Raw genomic sequence first — 23,897 nt, forward strand, 5'->3', positions numbered from 1 at the left:
ATGAATCAGGCAGTTTCAGGATTTTCAAAACTTAGTAAAGACGAAAAAATAAATTGGATTGCGCAAACGTATTTTAGCAATCCAGAGCAAGCTACACATACACTAAAACAGTATTGGAACAACGATCAAAAACTACAACAACTACATGATGAGTTTATAGAAAATACAGTTTCTAATTTTTATTTACCCATGGGCATTGCCCCAAATTTTCTTATCAACAACACATATTATAGTGTACCTATGGTAATAGAAGAAAGTTCGGTTGTAGCAGCAGCAGCAAAAGCAGCAAAATATTGGAGCACACGTGGCGGATTTAAAACAACTGTTATCAACACTGAAAAAATAGGTCATGTGCATTTTCTATTTACAGGAAATCACGAAAAACTAACTACTTTTTTCAATCAAATAAAGCCCCAATTATTACAAAGTGTACAATCTATTACAGCCAATATGCAAAAACGAGGCGGAGGTATTATAGATATTGTATTGGTAGATAAAACATCAGATTTACAAAATTATTACCAACTGCACGTTACTTTTAATACCATAGATAGTATGGGTGCCAATTTTATAAACTCTTGTTTAGAACAATTGGCAACTACTTTAAAACAAAAAGCATTAAACTATGAATTTTTCTCGGAAGAAGAAAAAAACATTACCATAGTTATGAGCATACTTTCCAACTATGTACCAAATTGTTTAGTTCGTGCAGAAGTATCCTGCAAAATTGAAGACCTTGCCGAAAAAAAAATAGAAAACCCTCACGAATTTGCTCAAAAATTTATACAAGCCGTTAAAATTGCCGAAATAGAACCCTACAGAGCCGTAACACACAACAAAGGCATTATGAATGGCGTTGATGCCGTAGTACTCGCTACCGGAAATGATTTTAGAGCTGTAGAAGCTGGTGTTCATGCCTATGCCTCCAAAAACGGTAACTACTCAAGCCTATCACACGCCAAAATTGAAAACGGAATATTCCATTTTTGGCTAGAAATACCGCTGGCACTTGGTACTGTTGGCGGACTTACAGCGTTACACCCTTTGGTAAAATTAGCCTTAGAAATACTACAAAAGCCATCTGCCCAACAACTCATGCAAATTGTAGCCGCAGCAGGATTGGCTCAAAATTTTGCTGCCTTGCGCTCACTTACCACAACGGGCATTCAAGAAGGACACATGAAAATGCACCTTAATAATATTTTAAACCAATTTCAAGCCACAAAAGAAGAAAGACAATCAATACAAAAACACTTTGAAAACAATACCGTATCGCACGCATCTGTTGTTGAGTTGTTAGAAAGTTTAAGAAAATAATATAAAGCGAAAGGCTTGGGCACATTTATAATCTCTATTCCCGCTTTACACAGTATCTTTTAAAAATTTGAAGTAAATAAAAATTTACACAAATTTTTAAAAGGATACTTGCTTCAATCGGGGCTACTACAGCAAACCATAGCACAAAAAAACTCATGAAAAAAGAATTTTACAGCAACGGAAAACTATTACTAACAGGCGAATATGTTGTGCTAGATGGAGCAAAAGCTTTGGCGCTACCCACAAAATTTGGTCAAAGTTTAGTAATAGAACCCGCTACAAACTTTCAAATTGAATGGACAAGTTTTGACCATGACCACAGCATTTGGTTCAACAGCATCATCACTTTTGAAAACATTATCCAAAATAAAATTTATATCGAAGATTCTATTGCACAAAAACTTATAGAAATTTTGCATGAAGCCTACAAGTTAAATCCCAACTTTGTAAAAAATGCGCAAGGATACAAGATAACCACACATTTAACTTTTCCAAAAAATTGGGGTTTAGGCACCTCTTCTACACTTATCAATAACATTTCCGAGTGGTTACAGATAGATGCGTACACACTGCTAAAAAATAGTTTTGGCGGTAGTGGTTACGACCTTGCCTGTGCCAAACATAATTCTGCTATTGTATACCAACTTATAAACGAGAAACCCATAATACACGAAACTCCTTTTCACCCTACTTTTAGCGACAAAATACATTTTGTATACCTCAACAAAAAGCAAAACAGTAGAACAGCTATTGCCTCGTACTTAAGCAAACAAGGAAAAATAGAAGATGTGGTTGAAAGAATCAATACAATAACTCAAACTGTATTAGAATCAAAAAAAGCAAATGAATTTGCTCTTGCACTCCAACAACATGAAATAGAAATGAGCAACGTTTTGGAACAACAAACCATTCAAGAAGCTCTTTTTGAAGATTTTGATGGCGTTATAAAAAGTTTGGGCGCATGGGGAGGCGATTTTGTTTTGGCTATTTCAAAAGAAAATCCTACGCAATACTTTAAAAATAAAGGCTACCCTATTATTATTTCGTATCAAGATATGATACTATAAACAAAAAAAGTCTAGATTTCTCTAGACTTTTTTTATAATTCTTTTTTATCTATTAATAAAAAGTAGCTCTATTATCATTAATATCTGCATCATTACGAAGTGCTTGTATTGCTCTTCCTGATGCTTGTGCATTGGTAGCTTTTACTTTTTTCACATATTCGTCGTAATTAGCAACTTTTGGAGCTTTTGTTACCGATTTGGTTTTTACTACATAAACTCCATTATTTCCTTCAATAGGAGCAGATATTTTGTTTACAGCTAGTCCTAAAGCGGTTCCTACTACTTTTGGTTCTGCACCTACACTACCTAAAATAGCATTGTCTATAGAAGCCATTGGCGCATTTTGTACTGTCGTATTATTTGCTTTTGCTACAGATTCTAGAGAAGAACCTTTTAACTTAGCCATTAATTTTTCAGCTTTTTTCTGATTTTTAAGAATTGGTTCTACCATTGTTTTAGCTTCGGCAGCAGTCATCAATCCTTTTTCATTTACTTTTTTCAAACGAGCTATTACATGACCCACATTGGTTACTTCAAAACGTTTTACATCACCAATTTTAGTATCATCATTATAAGCCCATTTTACAATTTGTCTTTGGTTTCCTGCTGGTCCAAAATACTCATCCATTGGTTTCGCTTTAATAGCATCGCCAATTGAAAGACCTGCTTTTTTTGCTAAAGCAGCAAAATCTTTACCCGAAGTTGCATCCATTTCAAATTGAGTAGCTTTGGTATAAGCTTCATCAGTCGTTTTTTGAGATGGTTCTATTTTTTGAGCCAATGTTGCTAGTTTAACAGCATCTTGTTTATCTGTAACGTTAATAACATGATAGCCAAATTCTGTTTCTACAATTCCTAAACTTCCTACAGGATTGTTAAATACAAAATCATTAAAAGGTTTAACCATTTGACCTGGACCAAAATAACCCAAATCTCCACCACTTTGTGCAGAACCGGTATCTTCAGAATTGGTTAATGCCAACATCATAAACATTTGTGGGTTTGCTTTGGCTTGAGCCAACAAACTTTCTGCTTTGGCTTTGGCTTGCTCTTTTGTTCTTTTTTCTTTTGCTTGCGCTTTAGAACCTTCAAAAGCTATTAGAATATGACTTGCTTTTACTTTTGCTCCTGCTTTTTTACCCATCATTTTGGTAATGCAAAAATAATTACCGTCTTGGTAAGGACCATATATTTCTCCATTTGCCATACCATAAAGTTTATCGGCAACTTGTGGGTTTAAGTCTTGTTTTGTTACATAGTTTGTATCTACTGGCTTATCTGAATTTTCTGAAACAAATTGATAAGGATTTGAAGCCGATTTAAAACCTGGTAAGGTATCGTTTGTTCCTGTTTCTTTGTTGTAAGAAACTGTAGCATTTAGTAATGCTGCAATTTTAGCTTTTGCTTCTTCTGTATCTGCTGGAGATGCTTTATCTTCGATAAGTACGTATTCTATTTCTCGTGTCCCTTCGCTTTTAAAACGCTTTTCGTGTTTTTGCATGTACGCTACAATATCTTCGTCTGTAATTTTGATATCGCTATCTTTTACAGATGAATACATTAAACCTACATAATCAAAGTTTACAGTTTCTTTTTCCAACTGATATTTAAACTTACCATCGGCAGTAGTAGCATACATACCTCCTCTTATTAGGTTATTGTATACCGCATATTTTGAATTTACTTCTGCATCTTTTTCATAGCCATCCATCATATTTGCTATTTCAGGATTTTTCTCTAAATACGTTTCAAATTTTTTAATATCAAACTTGCCCGTTGCCTCATTTACAAACATTGGGTTTTGACCAATTTGAGGGTTTTTTGACAAAGCGTCAATAATATGTTTTTTGCCTGAAGTTATCCCTGCTTTTTCAAACTCTTCATTTAATAATGCTATAGCAATTTCTTGATCCCAAACTTGGTTTGCAGCCTGAATAGCCGTCATACCTTGTTGGCTCTTTTCAAGATTGGCTACTTTTTTTGAAAATGAATCAAAAGCAATGTCTTTTCCATTAATGCTCCCTACATCTTTTGATAAACTATTGCTTGATTTTGTAAATAAATCTTGCACTACAAAAGCTAATAATGCAAAACCAATTGCTAATAGTAATAAACCTGAGCGTTTTCTAATTTTTTGTAAAACTGCCATTTTTATATATGTTAATTTTATTTCAGTTTGCGAAAATACAATTATATAATTAATTTATGCAAATGAATGTTGTTTTTTTTAAATAGAAAAATAAAGTAATCTATATCTTACAGATACTTCTTGTTAAGAGGATTTGTTATTGTGGTTATAATGGCTTTGATTTTTAGAAAAACGATGTCTAAAGTAAAACAAAAAAAAAGCCATACAAGAAAACCCTACATAAATCCACCTTTTTGATGTGTCATTCCATTGCGTATAGGCTTCAATTGCCATTAAAACACCTGCAATAAGGTAAATGTATTTGGTAATATTTAAATATTTCATACTATTATTGATTTTCCAATTCGCCAGAAACCCGTTGCGATTTGATTATTTTTAAGTCTTTGCTAAAATCTACACCTTCTCCAAAAGAAAATCCTTTGGCATCTGTAAATTTATATCGGTTGTCTGTATAAAACCATTCGTTTTTTTGGTCAAAATACAATTGATCTGTCTCAAATACCTGTCCTGCTTCGTTGGCTATTTTTACATTATCACGTAAATCTATTAAATCGGTTCCTTTGTATGAAACAGCATATTTTGAGGTTACAAATGTTTTTTTACCTTTTTCGTCATAAATGGTAACATTTACACCTTTTGGAAATTCTGTAAACGGAAATTCTACGGTAGAATAATCTAACATTTTTGGGCTTATCAATACCGATTTTATTCTGCCCGAATCGGTATATTTCATATTAATAGAATCTGCTTCGCCAGAAGGTGTAAATTCTGAAATAACCGATTTTTGGACTTCTTTAAAATTACTTTCGCAGGCCACGAAACTAAACAATATTACTATATAAAATAGGACTTTCAACAAAGTATGATGCTTTGAGTTTTGCATTATATTTTTATTGTTTTATGTATCCAACATTCTAAAGAAATTTCTTTCTTAGAAGGTTTTTTAAGCCCGTCTATTTGCTGCTGAAAAGAAGCTTTAGTTTGTGTTGCTGTATTTTTTAAATAGGCACTCGTTTGACCTGCTTTTTCAACTGTTTCTTGTGCAAGCTTAAGAACCGCAAATTTTTCATCATTAGAAAAATTACAACCACTATTTGCATATAAACTTGCGAGTATAATATAATATTTGCCCTCTTTTGGGTTATTATCTATAGCAATTTGAATAGTTTGCGCTGCTTTCTCAGGGTTTTGCACCATTAAAAGTTTGGCCAATGTAGTTGCTATTTCTGCTTTTTGTAAAGCATCTGTTGTTACCTCTAGAGCTTTCTCATAATCATCTAAGGCTAAAGATTGCTTTTTAGTCTTTAGATAATATTGCGCTCTATATTGAAGAATTTTAGCGTTTTTTTCGATAGAAATACTTTTTGTAGTTGTTTTTTCTAACCATTCTGAACGAGGATTATAAACGCTTAAAATTTCTGAAACGGTATTTAACCAAGCTAAATTTTCTTGATTATCCTCAAACTTAGCTTTTACATAATTTTCAAATGAATTGGGAGTAAAACCGTTGTACAACAAAGATCGCATAACTACTTGACCATTATTAAAATCCAACTCATTGATATTTGCTTTGTTTTTTTCTAAAATATCGGTTGCCCAATAGTATTTTTCAAAAAAGGTTTCAAACGAAATTTCTTTATTGTTGTACTTGTCGTAATACGATTTTGTAAACAAATAGGTAGGATATGTATCAAAAATAGCTGTTTTGCTTTTGTTTATAGCTTTTTCGAGTAACTGCAAATTTTCTTCATTAGCTCCTGTTTTCTCTACTATTAATATTGCTTTTTTTAGCGCATTATTCGATTTATTCTCTGGAAAAGATTTGTCGTATAAGTCATAAAAAGCTACAAATTCATTAAGTGGTTTTTGTATACTATCTTGAGGAGCTATATCTAATTTGTATTGAAGAATTTCTTTTGCTATAAGATAGTTTTTTTCTGAAAAAGTTGGGCAATTTTTCTTGATTTCCAACCAAGATTTATAAGCATTTGCATAATCTAAATTGCTATGAAAAATTTGTAATTGTTCTGATAAATTGGAACAATTTGATGTTTGTGCCTGCATGGTAATACTTAGCAGAGCAATAATTACTTTTAATCCTATATTTTTCATACTAATTTAGATTAACTATTAATCGTATTTACGTTTGGTAAACCATTTATCATTAAACGATAAAGCAAAACTTACTGTAAAATAATTTTCTTTTATTAAATTACTTGAAACAGTTCCTCTTGAGCCATATTCAAACCCAATATTTACATTTGAAAAAGACCCTCGTACTGGCAAACCTATTCCTGCTGTAACGGCTTTATCATTTACAGTTTGATTGTTAATTACCAATCCGGTATTTTCAAATCGAAGCCCACCTCTATATACCACTTTCTTAAAAAAGTTAGAATACGCATTATATTTTGGAATGTAATATCCACCAAAATTTATTTTATTTCCGTTTTTATACGTGCTACTAATATCTGCAAAACGGTTAGAAAAATTAGCATTATCTACCAAAGTTACTTCGGCTCCAATAGCCCATTTTTTTAATTCCCCTACTCCTATTCCAAACGAATATTTTGTAGGCAATTTCATTTTGGTATCTGGCACTGTAACATCTGTAGCTGAATCTATTAATGATTCTCCACCTGTTGAACCTACTTGAATTGTAGCAATAGAACGACTGTTTTTTAATTTTAGTGTAGCCTCTGGCGTAAAAGTTGCCGATGAAAACAATTGTACTTTATTGTTTAATTTTCTTTGATAAAAAACTCCAGTTACAATATTCATTCCTGTTGCGTTTGATGTATTGATTTCTCTTGTACTATACTGAACTCCGTACACTGAATAAATGGAACGCGTTTCTATTTGACCAAAATTGTATTGCATTTCTGCTCCAACACTAAAATTGTCAGACAACTTATAACTTGCAGCCAAATAAGCCTTATTTATACCACCTGTTCCTTTATATTCATGAGCTTCGGTATTGCTTATTGAAGATAAATTATAACCTACTGATGAGTACGGAATAAGTCCAATACCTAAACCTACTTTTTTTGTAGGAATAGCAATAGACAAATAATCTATAGTGGTACGTTGTGTATTTTCTTTTTGAGTGGTCGTTTTTAAAGTATTTGTAGTATAACTTCCTCCTATAGCATAATTGGTTAAACGCAAATTCGAATACGAAGCTGGGTTTTGAAGATTAACGTGTATAGAATCTGGAATAACTGAAAGGCTCCCCATTGAACGATTTTCAACAGTTCCTTTAAATTTTATCTCTCCTATCCCAAAAAACGAATAAGGTGAAGACGAACTTTGCTGTGCTAATGCACTCACAGAAAACACAAAACAAAGGCTTACTATAATTTTTTTAATCATGTTCTTGATATTGGTATATTAAGTTTAAACTTTCTAATAAAAAATTTTCATTGGCAAAGATGATATTTTTTAGTTGTTTAGCCAAAAATTCTGTGTCTCCTCCCGTTAAAATTATGATAAAGTTTTCATAAATAGCACGATAGTGGTCTATAAAACCATCTATTTCGTGCAATAATCCATAGATTACCCCTGCATGAATAGACTCTGAAGTAGCATTCCCGATAAAATGTTCCGGCATTTGTGCTTCAAGCAAAGGTAATTTGGCGGTATAATCGTGCAAACTTTTGTACCTAATACGCAAACCCGGAGATATAGCTCCTCCAAAATAGCTATTGTTACTATCTACAAAATCGTAGGTTACACAAGTGCCAGCGTCTATTATAAGTCTATTTATATTTTGATATTTTAAAACGGCTCCTGCTGCAAGAACTTTTCTATCAATACCCAAAGTATTGGGTGTAGTGTATAAGTTGTGAAAAGGTAGTTTGGTATTATTTGTAATAAAAATTAATTTGAATTTGGATAAAAATAAGAAGTCGTTTTCATCAAATTTGGCAACAGAAGCCACAATAACAGTTTCTATTTTTGAAAAACTATCAATTTTTTTTAAAATATTTTTCTGCCAATTTTCATATTCAAAATCAGTGCGCACAACCAACTTATCTGCTTCAAATACAGCCGTTTTAATTTTGGTATTACCAATATCTATAACAAATACCATGCTTATAATGGGTTTGGACAAAGATACAAATTAGATTTTTTTTAAAATAAATTTTGGATAAATTAAAAATCGTTCTATATTTGCACCCGCATTAAGGAAGTCAATTCTTGAAAAGCAAGGTACCTTAGCTCAGTTGGTAGAGCAACGGACTGAAAATCCGTGTGTCCCTGGTTCGATTCCTGGAGGTACCACCTTTTAAACCCTTGAAAATCAATTAGATTGTCAAGGGTTTTTCTTTTATATCATAAAAACGTTTTCCAAGCTACATATACAAACCATAGCGTAAACGATAGACACACAATTACTTTCATAAAAGTAGACACTATAAAACCTATAAAAGAGCCTATAGCTGCTTTTAAAGCTCCTTTTTTATCATTGGAATTATACAAAAGTTCTCCTACAAATGCACCAACAAAAGGCCCTAATATAAATCCGAAAGGCGGAATAAATAATCCAACAACCAATCCGATGTTGGTTCCCCAAATACCGTATTTTGAACCTCCAAATTTTTTTGTACCTTGCGCTGGTATTACATAATCTAATATGGAAATTGTAATGGTTACTATTAATGTAGCTCCCAAAACCCAATAATTATTTTGGACTTTATCCGTTAGGTACAGTAATAACAGCCCCACCCAAGATGCAACAGGACCTGGCAAAACAGGTAAAAAACTTCCTACTATACCTACTATGCAGAGTATAAAACCTAATGTAAGTAAAATTGTATCCATTGTTTTTTATATTTTATTGTTAATTATGAGAAAAAAAATATTTTTAGTACTACTTTTTCAATTTTTATTGAGCTTAAACCTTTCTTCTTTTGCACAAACTATGCCAAATGCAGATGCCGATAAAACTATAAAAGACCAATTATACAAAAAATACAGACGTGAAGTATTGGCTTTTGATAGAAAAAAATACGACGATTTGTTTTTTGAATACATTAGAAAAACAGGCGAATCTACAATTCTTACCAAAGAACAATATTACACTTATACCATAAAAATTTCGATTTATGCTGAAAAACTAGGCTTGTTGTATCGAGATCAAAAGGAAGAGTCTTTAAAAACTAAACAAGTTTGGTATGATAAAAGTTATAGTGATTATTTAAAATCTAAAAACAAAAAATAACGTGTCTAAAACACTACTGCTTTTGCTAAGCTTAGCTTTGGTATCTTGTTCATTTAATCGAGAAAAAATCCCGAATGAAAAAGAACTACTTGAGCAAGAATTATCCAAAATAAACTGGAAAACCATAGATAAATATCCATATAGCCCTATATGTGATAGTGTTTTGGATAATGAACAAAAAGTGTGTTTTGAAAATTATCTATCGCAAGAAATCCAGAACAAGTTAGATACTATAACCTCTTCAACGCGCCACTTAATTCCTGTAGATACTCTAGAAATTGTTGTTACTATAAATAGAGATGATACGGTAGAATTTAACCCGAATTACAAAAATATCACATCAAAACTAGATACGCTTAAACTAGATAGCATTATAAGTCGTAAACTTATAGATTTTCCAACAATAAAAGCAGCTACAAAAAAAGGAATTAAGGTAAAAACTCAATTCAAAATACCTTTAATTATCAAGTCGGCATCTCACTAACTCTTAAAAACTCTACCTTTCCAAGTAAAGGTTCCAAATAGACTGTATAATCCGACCGCAGTAGCAAAAAACGGATAAATAAAAGCACTCGCAAACGGAAAATTCCATTTTTTTTGAGGTGTTAAAAATGTTCCTTGCTGTATTAAAATAAAATCTGACACATATTTTAGTAAAAAAATAAGCATGAAAAAAGATACTGAAATTTTATGTAACATCAACAAAATCAAACCAGCAATCATAGCTACATTGGCAAAAAAAACGACTAAGGCAAGTGTTTTTGCATACAAAGAACTATATCCAGAAGATTTTGATACCCAACGTACACGTTGCATAAAAAGTTTGTCTATCTTTTTTTGAGGTTGTGTACATACTTTTGCTTCTTCATTTTTTAAAAATGCGACTTTCAAAAGGTTTTTGTTTGCTGCTTTTTGCAACAACAAAACATCATCTCCACTTGCTTTATGTAGCACTCCTCCAAAACCACCTATTTCGTTAAAAAATCTTTTGGTGTATGCAAAATTTGCCCCATTGCACATAAAAGGTTTTTGAATGCCAAAAGCGCCTATCGTAGTGGCTTGAAGACTTAGCAATTCTAATTGTTGAAAATGATGAAACCAATTATTTTTTTCCTTGTAAACCACAGGAGCAGCAACCATTTCTATGTTTTGATTTTGCTGTATAAAATTATCAAATGCTAACAACCATTTTTTGCCTACTCTACAATCGGCATCAATTGTAATAATCCAATCGTGCTTGGCTATAGGTATTGCTCTTGTAAGTGCGTCTTTTTTTGGAGAACCCGAAAGATGCATATTTTCTAGTAGTGTTGTACTTATCTCTTGATTTTGTAAACGCCAAACATTATATTTATTTACCGATTGATCATCAGAAAAATCATCAACAGCAATAATTTCAAATAAATCTAGAGGATAATTAACTCGCGCAATAGAGTTTAAAAGTTTGGTTAAATGTTTTTCTTCGTTTCTAAAGGGAATTACAATAGAAAATTTAGTTTTAGGCTCATTTTTAGTGAATTGAAAAGTTTTAACTTTTGTAAATCCATATATAATTTGAATGATAAAAACCACATAAACTACTATCAAAAAAAACACTATTACTGTCATACTTTTAACTCTTAAATTTAGGATTATGATTTACCTTAAAACTCAAAACAAAATAGCTTCCTATAAGTACTGGTAAAACAACATTTAAAAACCACATTAGGGTACTTACAAAAACAACAATCCATTCATTTATATCGAGTTTTCCAAAAAAATAGACACCTACGCTACCTTTTACAGCAAAATCTAAAAACTGAAAACTAGGCAAACAAGAAGCTAAAAAATACACTACGCTAATAGTCGCCATCAAATCTAAATAGGAAATATTTTGTACACCAAAAACAGTAAATAAAAAATAATATTGATGCGAGAAGACTAAATATCTACCCACAGCCAACATATTATTTTTATTATGAATTTGTTTTGGAATTTCTTTTATTTTAAACACTAGTTTGTTGAGAGAATAGCCTTTTATTGTAATCTTTTTGGTAAAAAAAAGAACAATAAACAATAGTACTAAAGCAAAAAGAACGTAAACCCCGTATAAAAAATACCCTAAATAAAACAATCCTAATACACCAAAAAACACGGTGAGAATCATTTGTACACCATTACAAACCAAATTTAAAAAAACAATCGTTTTGGTTTGATTTTTATCGAAATATAAAGCTTTTCCTGCGTACTCTCCTACTCCATTTGGTGTAAAAATTCCAGCTGTTAATGCCGCCAAAACTTGTTTGCTTGCTTCTTGTATTGCTATTTTTTTTACAACCAAAACCAAATTTTTCCATTTTAAAATTTCTAGAAATCGGTTTGTAAAACTAAACAACAGCAGTAAAAAAACAGTAGCAAAAGTCCAATTTGTAGTAACCAATACATAAAACTCTTGCCATTGCAACGCATTATTGTTGGCTAATTGTTTGTAAATAAAATACAGCGCACCAATAACTATTAAAAGTTTTACAAGAAAAACCAGGAATTGTTTAGCTTTGTAAGAAATTAAAACCATAAGTGCAAAGAAACGAAACTTTGAACGTGAAACCTAACCCGAGGCAAACCCGAATTGTATGGCGTGCGGCGGAATAAAACTTGAACCCAAATAATTGGCAAACGAAAGAATAATTTTAGGAATCGACCCAGGAACTACTATTATGGGTTTCGGATTGATAAAAGTAGTACAAAAAAAAATGGAGTTTGTACAGCTTAACGAGCTTTTGCTCAACAAATATGATGATCATTATTTGAAATTAAAAAAAATATTTGAACGTACTATTGAGCTCATTGACACGTATAACCCCGATGAAATTGCTATTGAAGCTCCTTTTTTTGGAAAAAATGTTCAATCTATGCTAAAGTTAGGAAGGGCACAAGGCGTGGCTATGGCCGCTGGATTATCCCGTCAAATACCAATTACAGAATACGAACCCAAAAAAATTAAAATGGCAATAACAGGCAATGGAAATGCAAGTAAAGAACAAGTTGCCAAAATGCTTCAACAACTGTTAAACATAAAAGAATTACCAAAAAACCTAGATTCTACAGATGGCTTGGCGGCAGCCGTTTGTCATTTTTTTAATTTAGGAAGAGTTGAAATTGGAAAAAGTTACAGCGGTTGGGATTCTTTTGTTAAACAAAATGAAGATAGAGTAAAGAAATAGCATTCAGTGTTCAGTCGGCAGTTCTGAACACTGAAACCTGAACACTGAAATCTAAAAAATGGGCGGCATCTACATTCATATTCCTTTTTGCAAACAAGCGTGTCATTACTGCGACTTTCATTTTTCTACCAACATGAAAAAGAAAGAAGAAATGGTATTGGCGTTAGCCAAAGAACTCGAATTACGAAAAAAAGAATTTCAAAACCAAACCGTAGAAACAATTTATTTTGGTGGTGGCACACCAAGTATCTTAACGCTAGACAACCTATTATTTATTATCGATACCGTTTACAAGCATTATCAAGTAACTAAAAATCCAGAAATTACACTAGAGGCAAACCCTGACGATTTAAGTGATGAAAAAATTAAGTTATTGGCACAATCACCAATTAATCGTTTATCGATAGGCATTCAATCTTTTTTTGATGATGATTTAAAATTAATGAATCGCGCTCACAATTCAGGAGAAGCTAAAAAGTGTTTAGAAATTGCATCACAATATTTTGAAAACATTACTATCGATTTAATTTACGGCATTCCCAATATGTCTCAACAAAAATGGATTGAAAATATCGAAACAGCCCTGTCGTACAATATTCCTCACATTTCGAGTTATGCACTTACTGTAGAACCCAAAACGGCTTTAAACACTTTAATACAAAAAGGCAAAATAAATGCACCGAGCGATGAAATGGCAAAAAAACATTTTGATATTTTAACTCAAAAATTAAAATCAGAAGGTTTTATACATTATGAATTATCCAATTTTGGCAAACCCGATTATTTTTCGATAAACAACACAGCCTATTGGCTTGGTAAAAAATATATTGGCATAGGGCCTTCGGCACATAGTTTTGATGGCAGCTCTAGAAGTTGGAATATTGCAAACAATTCGCTTTATATCAAATCTATACAAAGCAATCAATTACCTAGTGAAACCGAGTTTTTGTCCAAAATCGACAAATACAACGAGTATGTTATGACTGGTTTACGAACCATTTGGGGTATCTCTTTACAAAAAATAGAATTGGAATTTGGAAAAAAAACGTTAGACTATCTCTTAAAAAACGCTCAAAAACATCTTGAAAACAATGCTCTCGAAATTAAAAACGAAACACTAACAATTACCGAAAAGGGTAAGTTTTATTCCGATGGAATTGCAAGTGATTTGTTTTTGTTAAATTTGGAGTAACTTAAACGCAAAGTTCGCAAAGATTTACGCAAAGTTCACTAAGAAAATAAATATAAACGCCAAAATAAAACAATAAATGAGAGAAAACGAATTGTCTAAAATCGTGTTTGATTGTGCGTTAAAAGTCCATCAAACTTTAGGTCCAGGACTTTTAGAAAGTGCTTATGAAGAATGTTTATTTTACGAATTAAAAAAAACAAGATTGTATATTGAAAAGCAAAAAGCACTTCCATTAATATATGAAGAAGTAAAACTAGATATTGGTTACAGAATTGATATTATAATAGAAAACAAATTAATTTTAGAAATAAAATCGGTTGAAGCATTAAATGATGTACATTTTGCACAACTAATGACTTATTTAAAATTAACAGATTGTAAACTTGGAATGTTACTAAATTTCAACGTTTCATTAATTAAAAACGGAATTAAACGTGTAGTTAATAATCTTTAAAATCTTAGCAAACTTTGCGTAAATCTTTGCGCTCTTTGCGGTTAAAAAATGAAAGCAACAATCAATAATTTCCAAATCGACCTATCAAAACCCATTGACATCTCGATTTCATTATCCAATACAGAAACAAATCCAATAGCATGGTATATAGAAAAACCTGTTATAGAACCCGTTACCTTTGGAGAATGGATAGGAAAAGTTTCTAAAGGAAGTTCTACCAACTTTAACAATATTTTTTTTAATCCACACGGTCATGGTACACATACAGAATGTTTGGGGCATATTACCCATGAGTTTTACTCTATAAACCAATGCTTAAAAAAATTTTTTTTTACTGCCGAATTAATCACAATTACTCCCAAAAATTACAACACAGACTTTGTTATTACAAAACAACAAATTCAAGATGCACTTAAAAATAATACACCAGAAGCCTTAATAATAAGAACTTTACCAAATAGTAACGACAAAAAATCCAAAAACTACTCACATACCAATCCGCCTTATTTAGTAGAAGAAGCTGCCGTTTATCTTCGTGAAATAGGCGTACAACATTTGCTAATAGATTTACCAAGTGTAGATCGAGAAGAAGATGGTGGCGCACTTTTGGCACACAAAGCTTTTTGGAATGTACAAAACATTACCAACCTTAACCCCGATGCTCGCTTGCATTGCACAATAACCGAAATGATTTTTGTCGAAAACACTATTGCCGACGGTAATTACCTTTTAAACTTGCAAATCGCTTCGTTTGAAAACGATGCTACGCCCAGCAAACCTGTTTTGTACAAAATTATAGCTTAAAAAAAACGTCTTGTAATGCAATAACCGTTTCTATAAACAAATTGAACATTGCTTTTTTTTCAAAAAATCTTAAAACGATGAATATCCAACAACTGTATGAATTTTGCCTCTCCAAAAAAGGAGTAACCGAGCATTTCCCTTTTGACGAAGATACTCTTGTTTTTAAAGTAGGCGGAAAAATGTTTGCTTTAACCTCTTTAAAAAAGTTTGAAACTGGGCAACCTTCGTTAAATTTAAAATGCAACCCCGAAAAAGCATTAGAACTTCGTGCCAATTACCAAGGTATAGAACCGGGTTACCACATGAGCAAAGTACACTGGAATACGGTTCATATCAACCAAGATGTTTCTACAAAGCTGCTCTGCGAACTCATTACTCACTCTTACGATTTGGTTTTCAAAAGTTTGACCAAAAAAATTCAAGACGAAATCAATAAATTAGAAAAATAGGTATTATTTTTGATTGTTTTTTAGAGCACCTACATACTATTTCAATGTACTTGCATTCCTGCTTTTCGCACTACAAGGTAGTTTGCTACAATCAGGGCTAAAATAGAAATACCATTTTTCAGAACAAAAATTTTAAACATACAACATGATAGATAACTTAAAAAAGATACTCAACGAAGATCAAGACCCAAAAGCTATTGAAAAAATAACCTCAAAATTGGAAAACCTATTAATGTCCAATGAAGAAGTAGGTTACATTGCAGTACAAAAAAAACCCGCTATTACTGTTCTACCCGACAGCATTGTTGTTACCAACAAACGAATTATTTTATGTAAACCAAAAAACTTAGGTTTATCTATGGAATTTGTAGATTACGATTGGGACGATATATCGGGATCTTTTGTAAAAGAAGGTTTACTTGGAGCCGAATTTACATTTTCAACAAAATCCGATTTAACACATACTGTAGATTATTTACCAAAAAATCAAGCTCGAAAACTCTATACTTATGCCAAAGAGCAATTAGATTTATTAAAAAATGCGGCAACAACTGCGCCTTCTTCGTCTATTAAAGAAGAAATTGCGCCTGTTTTTGACGAAATTATAGAAGAAACTCCTGTAGAAGAAGTTACTAACTTTGCCGAAATTTTGCCTGCAACCGCAGAAATCATACCAGATACCGAAGTAGAATCGCCCATAAGCCAGAAAGACAATCCATTGGCACATCTATCAAAAGAAGAGTTGTTTGAAAAACTTCAAAACTATAAAAAACTTTTAGACAACGGTTTAATACTACAAGGTGAATACGACCGTCTTAAAACAGAAATTTTAAATTATTTATAGAACTGTAATTTAACTAAGGTAATAAATGCTTTGAGTTTTCCAATTCAAAGCATTTATTTTTTGAAAGAAAAAACCTACTTTCAATCTGTAACTTTTGCTACCTTATTATACTAGATTCTAGTATACCTTTATGCTGTAAAAGAACAAATTATGACAACTACAGTAATTATAGGAGGAAGTTTTGCCGGAATGACGGCTGCACTAGAAATAAAACGAAAAGGAAAAGACCAACACAAAGTAATATTAATAGACAAATCACCGTTGTTTTTGTTTATTCCGTCGCTTATTTGGGTTCCTTTTGGCAGAAGAGAAATCAAAGACATTTCGTTTAAAAAAGAAGATATTTTAAAGAAAAAAGGAGTAGATTTTGTACACGCCGAAGCCATATCTGTAAACACAAATACTCAAATAGTAACCACAGACAAAGGTGATTTTAAATACGACCATTTGGTGGTAGCTACTGGGCCTAAAGTAAAATATAATGTTGCTCCAGGTGTAGAAGAATACACACATTATATAGGTACGCCCAATGGAGCTATGAAAGCGAGAAAAGCATTAGAAGAATTTAAAAAAAATCCAGGAGCTATAGTAATTGGTGCTACACAAAATGCAGGTTGTATGGGTGCTGCTTATGAATTTTTATTCAACACCGAAAAATGGCTTAGAGAGCAAAACATCCGTAAAAAAGTAGACCTATATTGGGTTACACCCGAAGACTATTTGGGACATTTTGGTATTGATGGTATGCCTCTTGGAGAAACTATGCTTAAAAGTTTTATGAAAATGTTCAACATACATTATCGTACACAAGTAGGCATACAAGAAGTAACAGAAAATAAAGTAAAACTCACCAATGGAGAAGAAATAGACTACAAATTCTCGATGATGATGCCTCCATTTATTGGAGTAGATTTTGTTACAAACTCACCTACTCTACAAGCTACAACCAATGGCTATATACCCGTGGGCGATGATTACAAACACAGTACAATACCAAATGTTTGGGCAGCAGGTATAGCCGTAGATGTAAAACTACCGTTTACACCAAAAACAGTTCCGTTTGCATCTCCAAAAACAGGTTATCCTAGCGACGAAACTGGTAAAATTGTTGCAGAAAATATTGTTCGTACAGCAAAAGGACAAACCAATTTAAAGAAAAAAGCTTGGGGAAAAATTCCAGGAGTTTGCATTATGGATGCTGGCAAAAAAGAAGTTATTATTTTTAGCGATCATTTATTTAAACCAAGAAATTTTGCAATCATGCTACCCAATGTAATTTATGATTTTAATAAAGTTATTCTCGAAAAATATTTTCTTTGGAAAACCAAAAAAGGATATTCTTTTCTACCTTAAGTAAGTATTTAAACAAAAAATCCAACAAATATTACTGTTGGATTTTTTGTTTAAAAAAACCTTTTGTATTGCTACATTGATTTTTTCTGTTTTTCTACAAAACCATCTGCCTGAAGTTTTAATAATTCCATAGCTCCTTTTTTCTTGTATTGAAAAAGCTCTCTATCTTCTTTTATTTCGGCATAGACTTTATCGTAAATTTCGGCATCTGTTTTCTTTTGCAACTCGCTTTGATAACGGTTTTGAGTTAGCATATTTACTATGCCCATTTCTTTGTCTTCCAGTTTAAAATCGTATTCCCCTTTTGGAGAAAGTAATTTGGCGATTACAGGTGCCGTTTCTATAGCAAGAAACAATAGCATAATAAAAAAACTAGGTATAAATGGCAATTTATTTAAAGCATTAATACGAGCCATAAGACCGTCAAAACCATCTATAACAGGTTGGGTTTCGCTAACTTTTTTATCTAAATTTGCTTGCAACTCTTTTGCTCTTATTTCTTTTTCTGCAATAATTTTTGCATTGGCATTTTTTAAAGAATCTAACTGCCGAACTGATAAATCATAAGCATTACGCTTTTCTTTATAAATAGGTCCCTTTCCCATTTTTTTGGTTCCTGCAGTACCTTCAGCCTCTGTAATATACGAAGTATAAAGGTTGGACACTTCTTTCTCTTTGCTTTTTATAGCACTCTTTAAGCTGTCCAACTCTGCTTTGTTTTTATCTACATCTGTTTTAAAAAAATTGGATACTTGCTTTTTATTGCTTAAAGCCATATCATTTTTTTGTTTGAGAAGCACCGCATTGATTTCTTTTTCAAAAATTTTAATTTCTAAGGGTTTAGAAATAACGATAGCAATAATTATTGCTAATACGATACGTGGGGTTGCTTGCCAAAATTCTGTGCTAAATTTATCTCTCTTTTTGATAGTAGAAACAATAAATCTATCGAGATTAAAAATAAGTAAACCCCATACTATACCAAAACCTATAGCCATATAGGGATTGTCAAACACTGTATATAAGGCATATCCGCTGGCAATAAAAGCCATAATTGCTGTAAAAAAAACAGTTGCGCCTATACCCGCATATTTGTTTTGTTCGCCATTTGCGCAACTTTCTACAATGTCTTTATCGACACCAGAACAAAGAATAAAAAAACGTTTTAACATGATTGATTGATTTTGATTTTTATCCGCTGCGCTCCAAACAGTTCTGCTACGCCTCGGTTGATGATTGATATACAAATTTAACGCCAAAAATGTTGAAATATTACAATATTTTTCTATTCTATGGTTTTATTGCGTTAGGGATAGTAGTGAAAAGCCCGCAGTGAGGAGTTTACGACGAGCGAGGACTTGTAACGTATAGCCCGACCCGAAGGGTAACGCCAAAAAAGAAAATAAAATATAAAAGCCTAACACTTTAAGGTTTGTTAGGCTTTTTTGAGAGTTTACTATTTTGACATCTCCACAAAATATTTATAAAACAACGGAATAGTCTCAATACCTTTTAAATAATTGAATACTCCGTAATGCTCGTTTGGTGAGTGAATAGCATCACTGTCTAATCCAAAGCCCATTAATATAGTTTTAGATTTTAATTCTTTTTCAAACAACGCTACAATTGGAATGCTTCCGCCAGAACGCACAGGAATAGCTGGCACTCCAAAGGTTTCTGTATAGGCTTTATTGGCCGCTTGGTAACCAATACTATCTATTGGTGTTACATAGCCTTGTCCGCCGTGATGCGGAGTTACTTTTACTTTTACAGCAGGTGGTGCAATACTTTCAAAATGTTTGGTAAATAATTCGGTAATTTCTTCCCAATCTTGATTTGGTACTAATCGCATAGAAATTTTAGCATACGCTTTGCTTGCAATAACGGTTTTGGCTCCTTCGCCTGTATAACCTCCCCATATACCATTTACATCGAGTGTAGGTCGTATAGAGTTTCTTTCGTTGGTTACATAACCTTTCTCACCATAAACATCGTTAATATCTAATGCTTTTTTGTAATTATCTAAACTAAACGGGGCTTTTGCCATTTCGGCTCTTTCCTGTTCTGTTAGTTCTTCTACTTTGTCGTAAAAACCAGGGATGTTTATTTTATTGTCTTCATCGTGTAAAGATGCTATCATTTGACATAAAATATTAATAGGGTTTGCTACTGCTCCTCCATATAAACCCGAATGCAAATCGCGATTAGGCCCTGTAACTTCTACTTCAACATAGCTTAATCCTCTAAGCCCTGTAGTTATAGACGGTTGTTGATTGGAAATCATACCTGTATCGGAAATCAAAATTACATCGTTGGCCAATTTCTGTTGATTATGTTGTACAAACCAACTCAGACTTGACGAGCCAACTTCTTCTTCTCCTTCTATCATAAATTTTACATTGCATGGCAGGCAGTTGTTTTTTATCATGTATTCAAATGCTTTTACATGCATATACATTTGCCCTTTATCGTCGCAAGCACCACGGGCAAAAATGGCTCCTTCGGGATGTATTTCGGTTGGTTTTATTACAGGTTCAAAAGGTGGCGATGTCCATAAATCTATAGGATCTGGTGGTTGCACATCGTAATGACCATATACCAATACTGTTGGTAAATTGCTATCTATAATATGTTCACCATATACTATAGGATAACCTGGAGTTTCGCATATTTCTACTTTATGGCAACCTGCATTTTGAAGGCTATTTTTAACAGCTTCTGCTGTAGCAAGCACATCGTGAGCATAAGCAGTATCGGCACTAACCGATGAAATTTTTAATAACTCTATAAGTTCGTTAATAAATCGTTCTTTATTGTCTTGAACGTATTGTTTTATATTATCCATGTTACAGTTTTTGATTTATGTCAAATATACAAAAATGATTTTCAATTTATTAAAAAGTAAAATGGTAACGAAATAAAAATATTTTAAATAAATGTATCAATAGGCTTTGGAAATAAAAAATAATATCTATATTTGCACTCACAATTTTTGCGGGTGTGGCGAAATTGGTAGACGTGCCAGACTTAGGATCTGGTGCCGCAAGGCGTGTAGGTTCGAGTCCTATCACCCGCACAAAAGGCTTAGAAATTCTAAGCCTTTTTTTATTTTATTGCACGTTATTTGGCGTTGGGTTATATTCTATTTCTTCTAAATCTTCGGTTTGTTTACCCAACTTTATTTTTGGATTTTCTTGCGTTCCTGTAATAGTCATTGGTACACCAATAATACCAAATGGCGGTAGCCCAAGTCTCATTTTTAAATTTAATTTTCCGTCTAAAGATGTTTGCCCTTCTATTCTAGGTCTAAATCCTGCTACTTTAAATTTAAATCGATCAATAGTAATAATGTTGTTTTTTATTTTTGATTTGATATCTACCTTGGTAATATCGGGGTTTTTAATTTCTTCTTTATTTGTTTTGGCACTCACAGCATTAAATAATTTAAACCCTTTCATTTTGACTTGTTTAACAGAAAGTGTTCCTTCTCCTTCTAATGAAGGAAATATTGGCATCATATTTTGATTGAGTTTTCCAGACAAATGATAATCTAAAGATATTATACCTTCGGCCGATTTTGCAGCAGATGCCATTTCTCTGAACATTTTAACTTCGTTGTACATTTTTTTAATATCAAAATTTGAAGCCTTAACAATATAATCAAAATGAGCTAAAGTATTGGATTGATTGAAATACAGTATATCCATGTTGGCTTGTACTCCTGCAACAGTAAAATTAGTATTTTGCAGATTAAGTTTTCCTTGATTTACAAGTAGTTTACCTGATATATTTTTTATATCTAAATCATTAAAACTTACATTTTGGGCTTTAGCTTCTATAGCAATATCATAAACTTTTGGAATAACAATTACTCCTGTTTGTGTTGGGCTAGATGGCTCTTGTTTTTTTGCATCATTTGAACCTATATTGGTATTTTGCATAAATTCATCTATGTTGATATAATTGGCATACAAAGAAAAATTTCCTTTTAAAACTGCATTACTTGTTAAAGCATAATCTATTACATTTTGTAAATATCCATTCATCAAAAAATCTGATTGCCCGTAAGTAGCAGTAAAATTGCTAAAACTCATTTTATCTTGATTAAAATTAAAGTTACCGTTTTTAATTATCAAAGATTTTGGTAAATAGGTAGAATTAATAGCAATGTTTTTCAATAAAAGTGTGCCTTTGTTTTGGAGTTTTTTATAATTTCCTGTTTGAGCATCTTGCTGAGAACCTTTAAAACTAACATCTGCTTTTATATATCCTTTTAAAGCAAGTCCATCTCTAGAGAAAACTTTGTAAATTTTAGCAACATCTAGTTCGCCTTTGGCTTTTATGTCATAGTTTATGTTTTCAAAATTGTTGAGTTTTGCAAATAGGTTTACAGGCTTACCTTCAAAAACAAAACCTCCTTTTTCTATGTACAAAGAACCATCTTTTAAAAAACCCGTTTTGTTATTTACACTTGCAATAAGGTTAATATTTTGAATTGGATTAGGATAGTATTTTGTTTTTATCTTTCCGTTTTGAAAGTTTATTGTACCATTTAACGTTGGCATTTTATGAACTGTTGCATTATATGTGCCGTTTGCCTTTATGTCTAAATTAAGTACTCCTGCCAAATCTAATCCGTTTATGCCTATGGCATTATTAAAATTGGTTAAGTTTAAAGATGCCTTTGCTTGGGTACTAATATGAGGCGCATTTAAACCTTTGGATAAAAATTTTGCCTTAAAATAATCTTTACCCACATTAAAATATAACGAATCTAAATTTACAACTAATTCATTTGTATTTAAAGACGGTAATTTGGCTCTAAAATTAAGGTAAACATTGTTTGCAGGAAGTTTTGCTTTATTGTAATTAAGTTCTCCGTTTCTTACATTCATACCAAAAAACACATCTGGTTTGAGGTTTTCCTGCTTAATATATTTGCCTTTCATTTCAAAAGTTAAATCGGTAATGCCTTTTACTTTTGATTTTTCGAGCCATGTAACATATTTTGGAGGCAATGCTGTAAATAAATCGTGAAGGTTACTTTTTATAGACTGCACTTTAAAATCTATATCGTATCCGTTTGCCAAAAAATCTAATTTCCCTTTAAAATCTATTGGCAATTGATTTATTTTTAAATCGTTTTGCTGAAAAATAAAGTTTAATGAGTTTGTATTTATTTGTGTAATTAAATTTGCATTTACTTTTTTATTTTTAAGATAGATTTCTCCATCGTAAGAAAAATTAAAATCATCTATTTTGGCTTGCGTGTCTAGGTCAAAAATGGCTTGGTCTAAATCTCCTTTACCTAAATAATTAAACCCGACAGCATCTATAAGCATTCTTGTAGATTTATCATCGTATATAATATGGGTGTTTTTTATTTCAATACTACTCAATTTTAAGGAAGTACTACTTGTATCTGTTTTTTTATTTTGCTCGCTATCCGATTTATAAACGTTGTAATTAGCACGTCCTTTTTCATCAACTTTAACATGAGCATTGGCATCAGAAACGTAAATTTCGTCTATTGTTACAGTTCTGTCAAATATTAATGTTTTAAGATTTATGCCAAAAGAAATTTCATTGGCAGATACTAAATCTTGATTTTCATAGGGCTTTGAACCTTTTAAAGAAAATTGATGCAAAGTGAGTGTTAAAGATGGAAAATGATTGAAAAAAGATAAGTTTGCCTCTTTAAAATCTAATTTACTGTTGAGTTTACTATTGGCAAATGTTTTTACTTCTTTGGTTATATATTCTGGAAACAGCATAGGTAATACTACCATAAGCGTCAATAGAACTAGAATACTTATGAAAAAAACTTTAACCGATTTTATA

23 protein-coding genes and 2 tRNA genes are annotated in these 23,897 nt (G+C 32.0%); 13 read left to right on the forward strand and 12 right to left on the reverse strand.

The features are described 5' to 3' along the window. Window positions 1-1,317 carry a hydroxymethylglutaryl-CoA reductase, degradative gene (locus Q361_RS03265; RefSeq protein ID WP_103725287.1) on the forward strand — a complete coding sequence of 439 codons (1,317 nt, stop codon included), beginning with the start codon at window positions 1-3 and terminating at the stop codon, window positions 1,315-1,317. Between the two features lie 155 nt (window positions 1,318-1,472). Then, on the forward strand, window positions 1,473-2,384 hold the full coding sequence (locus Q361_RS03270) for a GYDIA family GHMP kinase (protein ID WP_103725288.1): 912 nt from the start codon (window positions 1,473-1,475) through the stop codon (window positions 2,382-2,384). A 52-nt stretch (window positions 2,385-2,436) separates the two neighbouring features. Here Q361_RS03270 and Q361_RS03275 read toward each other — a convergent pair whose 3' ends face one another. The 6 genes from Q361_RS03275 to Q361_RS03300 all read right to left on the reverse strand — a co-directional run bounded on the left by Q361_RS03275 (window position 2,437) and on the right by Q361_RS03300 (window position 8,626). After that, window positions 2,437-4,533, reverse strand: coding sequence for a peptidylprolyl isomerase (locus Q361_RS03275; protein WP_103725289.1), 2,097 nt, complete (start codon window positions 4,531-4,533; stop codon window positions 2,437-2,439). 123 nt (window positions 4,534-4,656) lie between these two features. Beyond that, window positions 4,657-4,857 carry a hypothetical protein gene (locus Q361_RS03280; protein ID WP_103725290.1) on the reverse strand — a complete coding sequence of 67 codons (201 nt, stop codon included), beginning with the start codon at window positions 4,855-4,857 and terminating at the stop codon, window positions 4,657-4,659. Window positions 4,858-4,861: 4 nt separating this feature from the next. Next, window positions 4,862-5,416 carry an LPS export ABC transporter periplasmic protein LptC gene (gene lptC, locus Q361_RS03285; protein ID WP_103725291.1) on the reverse strand — a complete coding sequence of 185 codons (555 nt, stop codon included), beginning with the start codon at window positions 5,414-5,416 and terminating at the stop codon, window positions 4,862-4,864. Continuing rightward, complete coding sequence (locus Q361_RS03290) at window positions 5,416-6,645, reverse strand: tetratricopeptide repeat protein (protein ID WP_103725292.1); 1,230 nt, start codon at window positions 6,643-6,645, stop codon at window positions 5,416-5,418. Before Q361_RS03290 ends, lptC begins: the two co-directional genes overlap by 1 nt. Window positions 6,646-6,663: 18 nt before the next feature. Next, complete coding sequence (locus tag Q361_RS03295; RefSeq protein WP_103725293.1) at window positions 6,664-7,905, reverse strand: hypothetical protein; 1,242 nt, start codon at window positions 7,903-7,905, stop codon at window positions 6,664-6,666. Then, complete coding sequence (locus Q361_RS03300; protein WP_103725294.1) at window positions 7,898-8,626, reverse strand: type III pantothenate kinase; 729 nt, start codon at window positions 8,624-8,626, stop codon at window positions 7,898-7,900. Before Q361_RS03300 ends, Q361_RS03295 begins: the two co-directional genes overlap by 8 nt. A 118-nt stretch (window positions 8,627-8,744) precedes the next feature. On the opposite strand from Q361_RS03300, the gene Q361_RS03305 reads away from it, so the two are divergent. Beyond that, a tRNA-Phe gene (locus tag Q361_RS03305) sits at window positions 8,745-8,817 on the forward strand. 51 nt (window positions 8,818-8,868) lie between these two features. Here Q361_RS03305 and Q361_RS03310 read toward each other — a convergent pair. Further along, on the reverse strand, window positions 8,869-9,357 hold the full coding sequence (locus Q361_RS03310; RefSeq protein ID WP_103725295.1) for a DUF456 domain-containing protein: 489 nt from the start codon (window positions 9,355-9,357) through the stop codon (window positions 8,869-8,871). Window positions 9,358-9,382: 25 nt separating this feature from the next. Between Q361_RS03310 and Q361_RS03315 the strand changes: the two genes are divergently transcribed. Next, window positions 9,383-9,757: a hypothetical protein gene (locus Q361_RS03315; protein WP_103725296.1), complete on the forward strand. Its 375-nt coding sequence runs from the start codon at window positions 9,383-9,385 to the stop codon at window positions 9,755-9,757. A gap of 1 nt (window position 9,758) precedes the next feature. Continuing rightward, window positions 9,759-10,241: a hypothetical protein gene (locus Q361_RS03320; RefSeq protein ID WP_103725297.1), complete on the forward strand. Its 483-nt coding sequence runs from the start codon at window positions 9,759-9,761 to the stop codon at window positions 10,239-10,241. Here Q361_RS03320 and Q361_RS03325 read toward each other — a convergent pair. Together Q361_RS03325 and Q361_RS03330 are read right to left on the reverse strand one after the other, a co-directional pair. Further along, a complete protein-coding gene (locus Q361_RS03325; protein ID WP_103725298.1) occupies window positions 10,238-11,365 on the reverse strand; it encodes a glycosyltransferase in 1,128 nt (375 codons plus the stop codon). The two genes, Q361_RS03320 and Q361_RS03325, sit on opposite strands and share 4 nt — an antisense overlap. Before the next feature lie 4 nt (window positions 11,366-11,369). Continuing rightward, window positions 11,370-12,311: a hypothetical protein gene (locus Q361_RS03330; protein ID WP_103725299.1), complete on the reverse strand. Its 942-nt coding sequence runs from the start codon at window positions 12,309-12,311 to the stop codon at window positions 11,370-11,372. Between the two features lie 94 nt (window positions 12,312-12,405). On the opposite strand from Q361_RS03330, the gene ruvC reads away from it, so the two are divergent. The 7 genes from ruvC to Q361_RS03365 all read left to right on the forward strand — a co-directional run bounded on the left by ruvC (window position 12,406) and on the right by Q361_RS03365 (window position 18,056). Continuing rightward, complete coding sequence (ruvC, locus tag Q361_RS03335; protein WP_103725300.1) at window positions 12,406-12,960, forward strand: crossover junction endodeoxyribonuclease RuvC; 555 nt, start codon at window positions 12,406-12,408, stop codon at window positions 12,958-12,960. Between the two features lie 58 nt (window positions 12,961-13,018). Next, window positions 13,019-14,152: a radical SAM family heme chaperone HemW gene (hemW, locus tag Q361_RS03340; RefSeq protein ID WP_103725301.1), complete on the forward strand. Its 1,134-nt coding sequence runs from the start codon at window positions 13,019-13,021 to the stop codon at window positions 14,150-14,152. Between the two features lie 76 nt (window positions 14,153-14,228). Further along, the gene (locus Q361_RS03345) at window positions 14,229-14,606 is read left to right on the forward strand and encodes a GxxExxY protein (protein WP_103725302.1); all 378 of its coding nucleotides are present in this window, start codon (window positions 14,229-14,231) and stop codon (window positions 14,604-14,606) included. Window positions 14,607-14,654: 48 nt separating this feature from the next. Continuing rightward, on the forward strand, window positions 14,655-15,410 hold the full coding sequence (locus Q361_RS03350) for a cyclase family protein (RefSeq protein WP_103725303.1): 756 nt from the start codon (window positions 14,655-14,657) through the stop codon (window positions 15,408-15,410). A gap of 77 nt (window positions 15,411-15,487) precedes the next feature. Beyond that, window positions 15,488-15,859, forward strand: a complete 372-nt coding sequence (locus Q361_RS03355; protein WP_103725304.1) for an MmcQ/YjbR family DNA-binding protein — start codon at window positions 15,488-15,490, stop codon at window positions 15,857-15,859. Window positions 15,860-16,004: 145 nt separating this feature from the next. After that, on the forward strand, window positions 16,005-16,703 hold the full coding sequence (locus Q361_RS03360) for a PH domain-containing protein (RefSeq protein ID WP_103725305.1): 699 nt from the start codon (window positions 16,005-16,007) through the stop codon (window positions 16,701-16,703). A gap of 150 nt (window positions 16,704-16,853) precedes the next feature. Next, window positions 16,854-18,056, forward strand: coding sequence for an NAD(P)/FAD-dependent oxidoreductase (locus Q361_RS03365; RefSeq protein WP_103725306.1), 1,203 nt, complete (start codon window positions 16,854-16,856; stop codon window positions 18,054-18,056). A gap of 71 nt (window positions 18,057-18,127) precedes the next feature. On the opposite strand, the gene Q361_RS03370 is transcribed toward Q361_RS03365, so the two are convergent. Further along, window positions 18,128-19,228, reverse strand: a complete 1,101-nt coding sequence (locus Q361_RS03370; RefSeq protein WP_103725307.1) for a DUF4407 domain-containing protein — start codon at window positions 19,226-19,228, stop codon at window positions 18,128-18,130. A gap of 284 nt (window positions 19,229-19,512) precedes the next feature. Beyond that, complete coding sequence (locus tag Q361_RS03375; protein ID WP_103725308.1) at window positions 19,513-20,901, reverse strand: dipeptidase; 1,389 nt, start codon at window positions 20,899-20,901, stop codon at window positions 19,513-19,515. Window positions 20,902-21,050: 149 nt separating this feature from the next. On the opposite strand from Q361_RS03375, the gene Q361_RS03380 reads away from it, so the two are divergent. Continuing rightward, window positions 21,051-21,132: transfer RNA gene (locus Q361_RS03380), tRNA-Leu, on the forward strand. Between the two features lie 34 nt (window positions 21,133-21,166). On the opposite strand, the gene Q361_RS03385 is transcribed toward Q361_RS03380, so the two are convergent. Beyond that, window positions 21,167-23,845, reverse strand: coding sequence for an AsmA-like C-terminal region-containing protein (locus Q361_RS03385; RefSeq protein WP_103725309.1), 2,679 nt, complete (start codon window positions 23,843-23,845; stop codon window positions 21,167-21,169). Window positions 23,846-23,897: the final 52 nt, after the last annotated feature.

The organism is Flavobacterium croceum DSM 17960 (assembly GCF_002917885.1).
In the GTDB taxonomy this organism is placed as follows: domain Bacteria; phylum Bacteroidota; class Bacteroidia; order Flavobacteriales; family Flavobacteriaceae; genus Flavobacterium; species Flavobacterium croceum.

What these genes read in the sequence shown, in the direction of transcription:
- Q361_RS03265 (WP_103725287.1), top strand. Translation starts at nt 1, where the DNA reads ATGAATCAGGCAGTTTCAGGATTTTCAAAACTTAGTAAAGACGAAAAA.
- Q361_RS03270 (WP_103725288.1), top strand. Translation starts at nt 1,473, where the DNA reads ATGAAAAAAGAATTTTACAGCAACGGAAAACTATTACTAACAGGCGAA.
- Q361_RS03275 (WP_103725289.1), bottom strand. Translation starts at nt 4,533, where the DNA reads ATGGCAGTTTTACAAAAAATTAGAAAACGCTCAGGTTTATTACTATTA.
- Q361_RS03280 (WP_103725290.1), bottom strand. Translation starts at nt 4,857, where the DNA reads ATGAAATATTTAAATATTACCAAATACATTTACCTTATTGCAGGTGTT.
- lptC (WP_103725291.1), bottom strand. Translation starts at nt 5,416, where the DNA reads ATGCAAAACTCAAAGCATCATACTTTGTTGAAAGTCCTATTTTATATA.
- Q361_RS03290 (WP_103725292.1), bottom strand. Translation starts at nt 6,645, where the DNA reads ATGAAAAATATAGGATTAAAAGTAATTATTGCTCTGCTAAGTATTACC.
- Q361_RS03295 (WP_103725293.1), bottom strand. Translation starts at nt 7,905, where the DNA reads ATGATTAAAAAAATTATAGTAAGCCTTTGTTTTGTGTTTTCTGTGAGT.
- Q361_RS03300 (WP_103725294.1), bottom strand. Translation starts at nt 8,626, where the DNA reads ATGGTATTTGTTATAGATATTGGTAATACCAAAATTAAAACGGCTGTA.
- Q361_RS03310 (WP_103725295.1), bottom strand. Translation starts at nt 9,357, where the DNA reads ATGGATACAATTTTACTTACATTAGGTTTTATACTCTGCATAGTAGGT.
- Q361_RS03315 (WP_103725296.1), top strand. Translation starts at nt 9,383, where the DNA reads ATGAGAAAAAAAATATTTTTAGTACTACTTTTTCAATTTTTATTGAGC.
- Q361_RS03325 (WP_103725298.1), bottom strand. Translation starts at nt 11,365, where the DNA reads ATGACAGTAATAGTGTTTTTTTTGATAGTAGTTTATGTGGTTTTTATC.
- Q361_RS03330 (WP_103725299.1), bottom strand. Translation starts at nt 12,311, where the DNA reads ATGGTTTTAATTTCTTACAAAGCTAAACAATTCCTGGTTTTTCTTGTA.
- hemW (WP_103725301.1), top strand. Translation starts at nt 13,019, where the DNA reads ATGGGCGGCATCTACATTCATATTCCTTTTTGCAAACAAGCGTGTCAT.
- Q361_RS03345 (WP_103725302.1), top strand. Translation starts at nt 14,229, where the DNA reads ATGAGAGAAAACGAATTGTCTAAAATCGTGTTTGATTGTGCGTTAAAA.
- Q361_RS03350 (WP_103725303.1), top strand. Translation starts at nt 14,655, where the DNA reads ATGAAAGCAACAATCAATAATTTCCAAATCGACCTATCAAAACCCATT.
- Q361_RS03355 (WP_103725304.1), top strand. Translation starts at nt 15,488, where the DNA reads ATGAATATCCAACAACTGTATGAATTTTGCCTCTCCAAAAAAGGAGTA.
- Q361_RS03360 (WP_103725305.1), top strand. Translation starts at nt 16,005, where the DNA reads ATGATAGATAACTTAAAAAAGATACTCAACGAAGATCAAGACCCAAAA.
- Q361_RS03365 (WP_103725306.1), top strand. Translation starts at nt 16,854, where the DNA reads ATGACAACTACAGTAATTATAGGAGGAAGTTTTGCCGGAATGACGGCT.
- Q361_RS03370 (WP_103725307.1), bottom strand. Translation starts at nt 19,228, where the DNA reads ATGTTAAAACGTTTTTTTATTCTTTGTTCTGGTGTCGATAAAGACATT.
- Q361_RS03375 (WP_103725308.1), bottom strand. Translation starts at nt 20,901, where the DNA reads ATGGATAATATAAAACAATACGTTCAAGACAATAAAGAACGATTTATT.
- Q361_RS03385 (WP_103725309.1), bottom strand. Translation starts at nt 23,845, where the DNA reads ATGGTAGTATTACCTATGCTGTTTCCAGAATATATAACCAAAGAAGTA.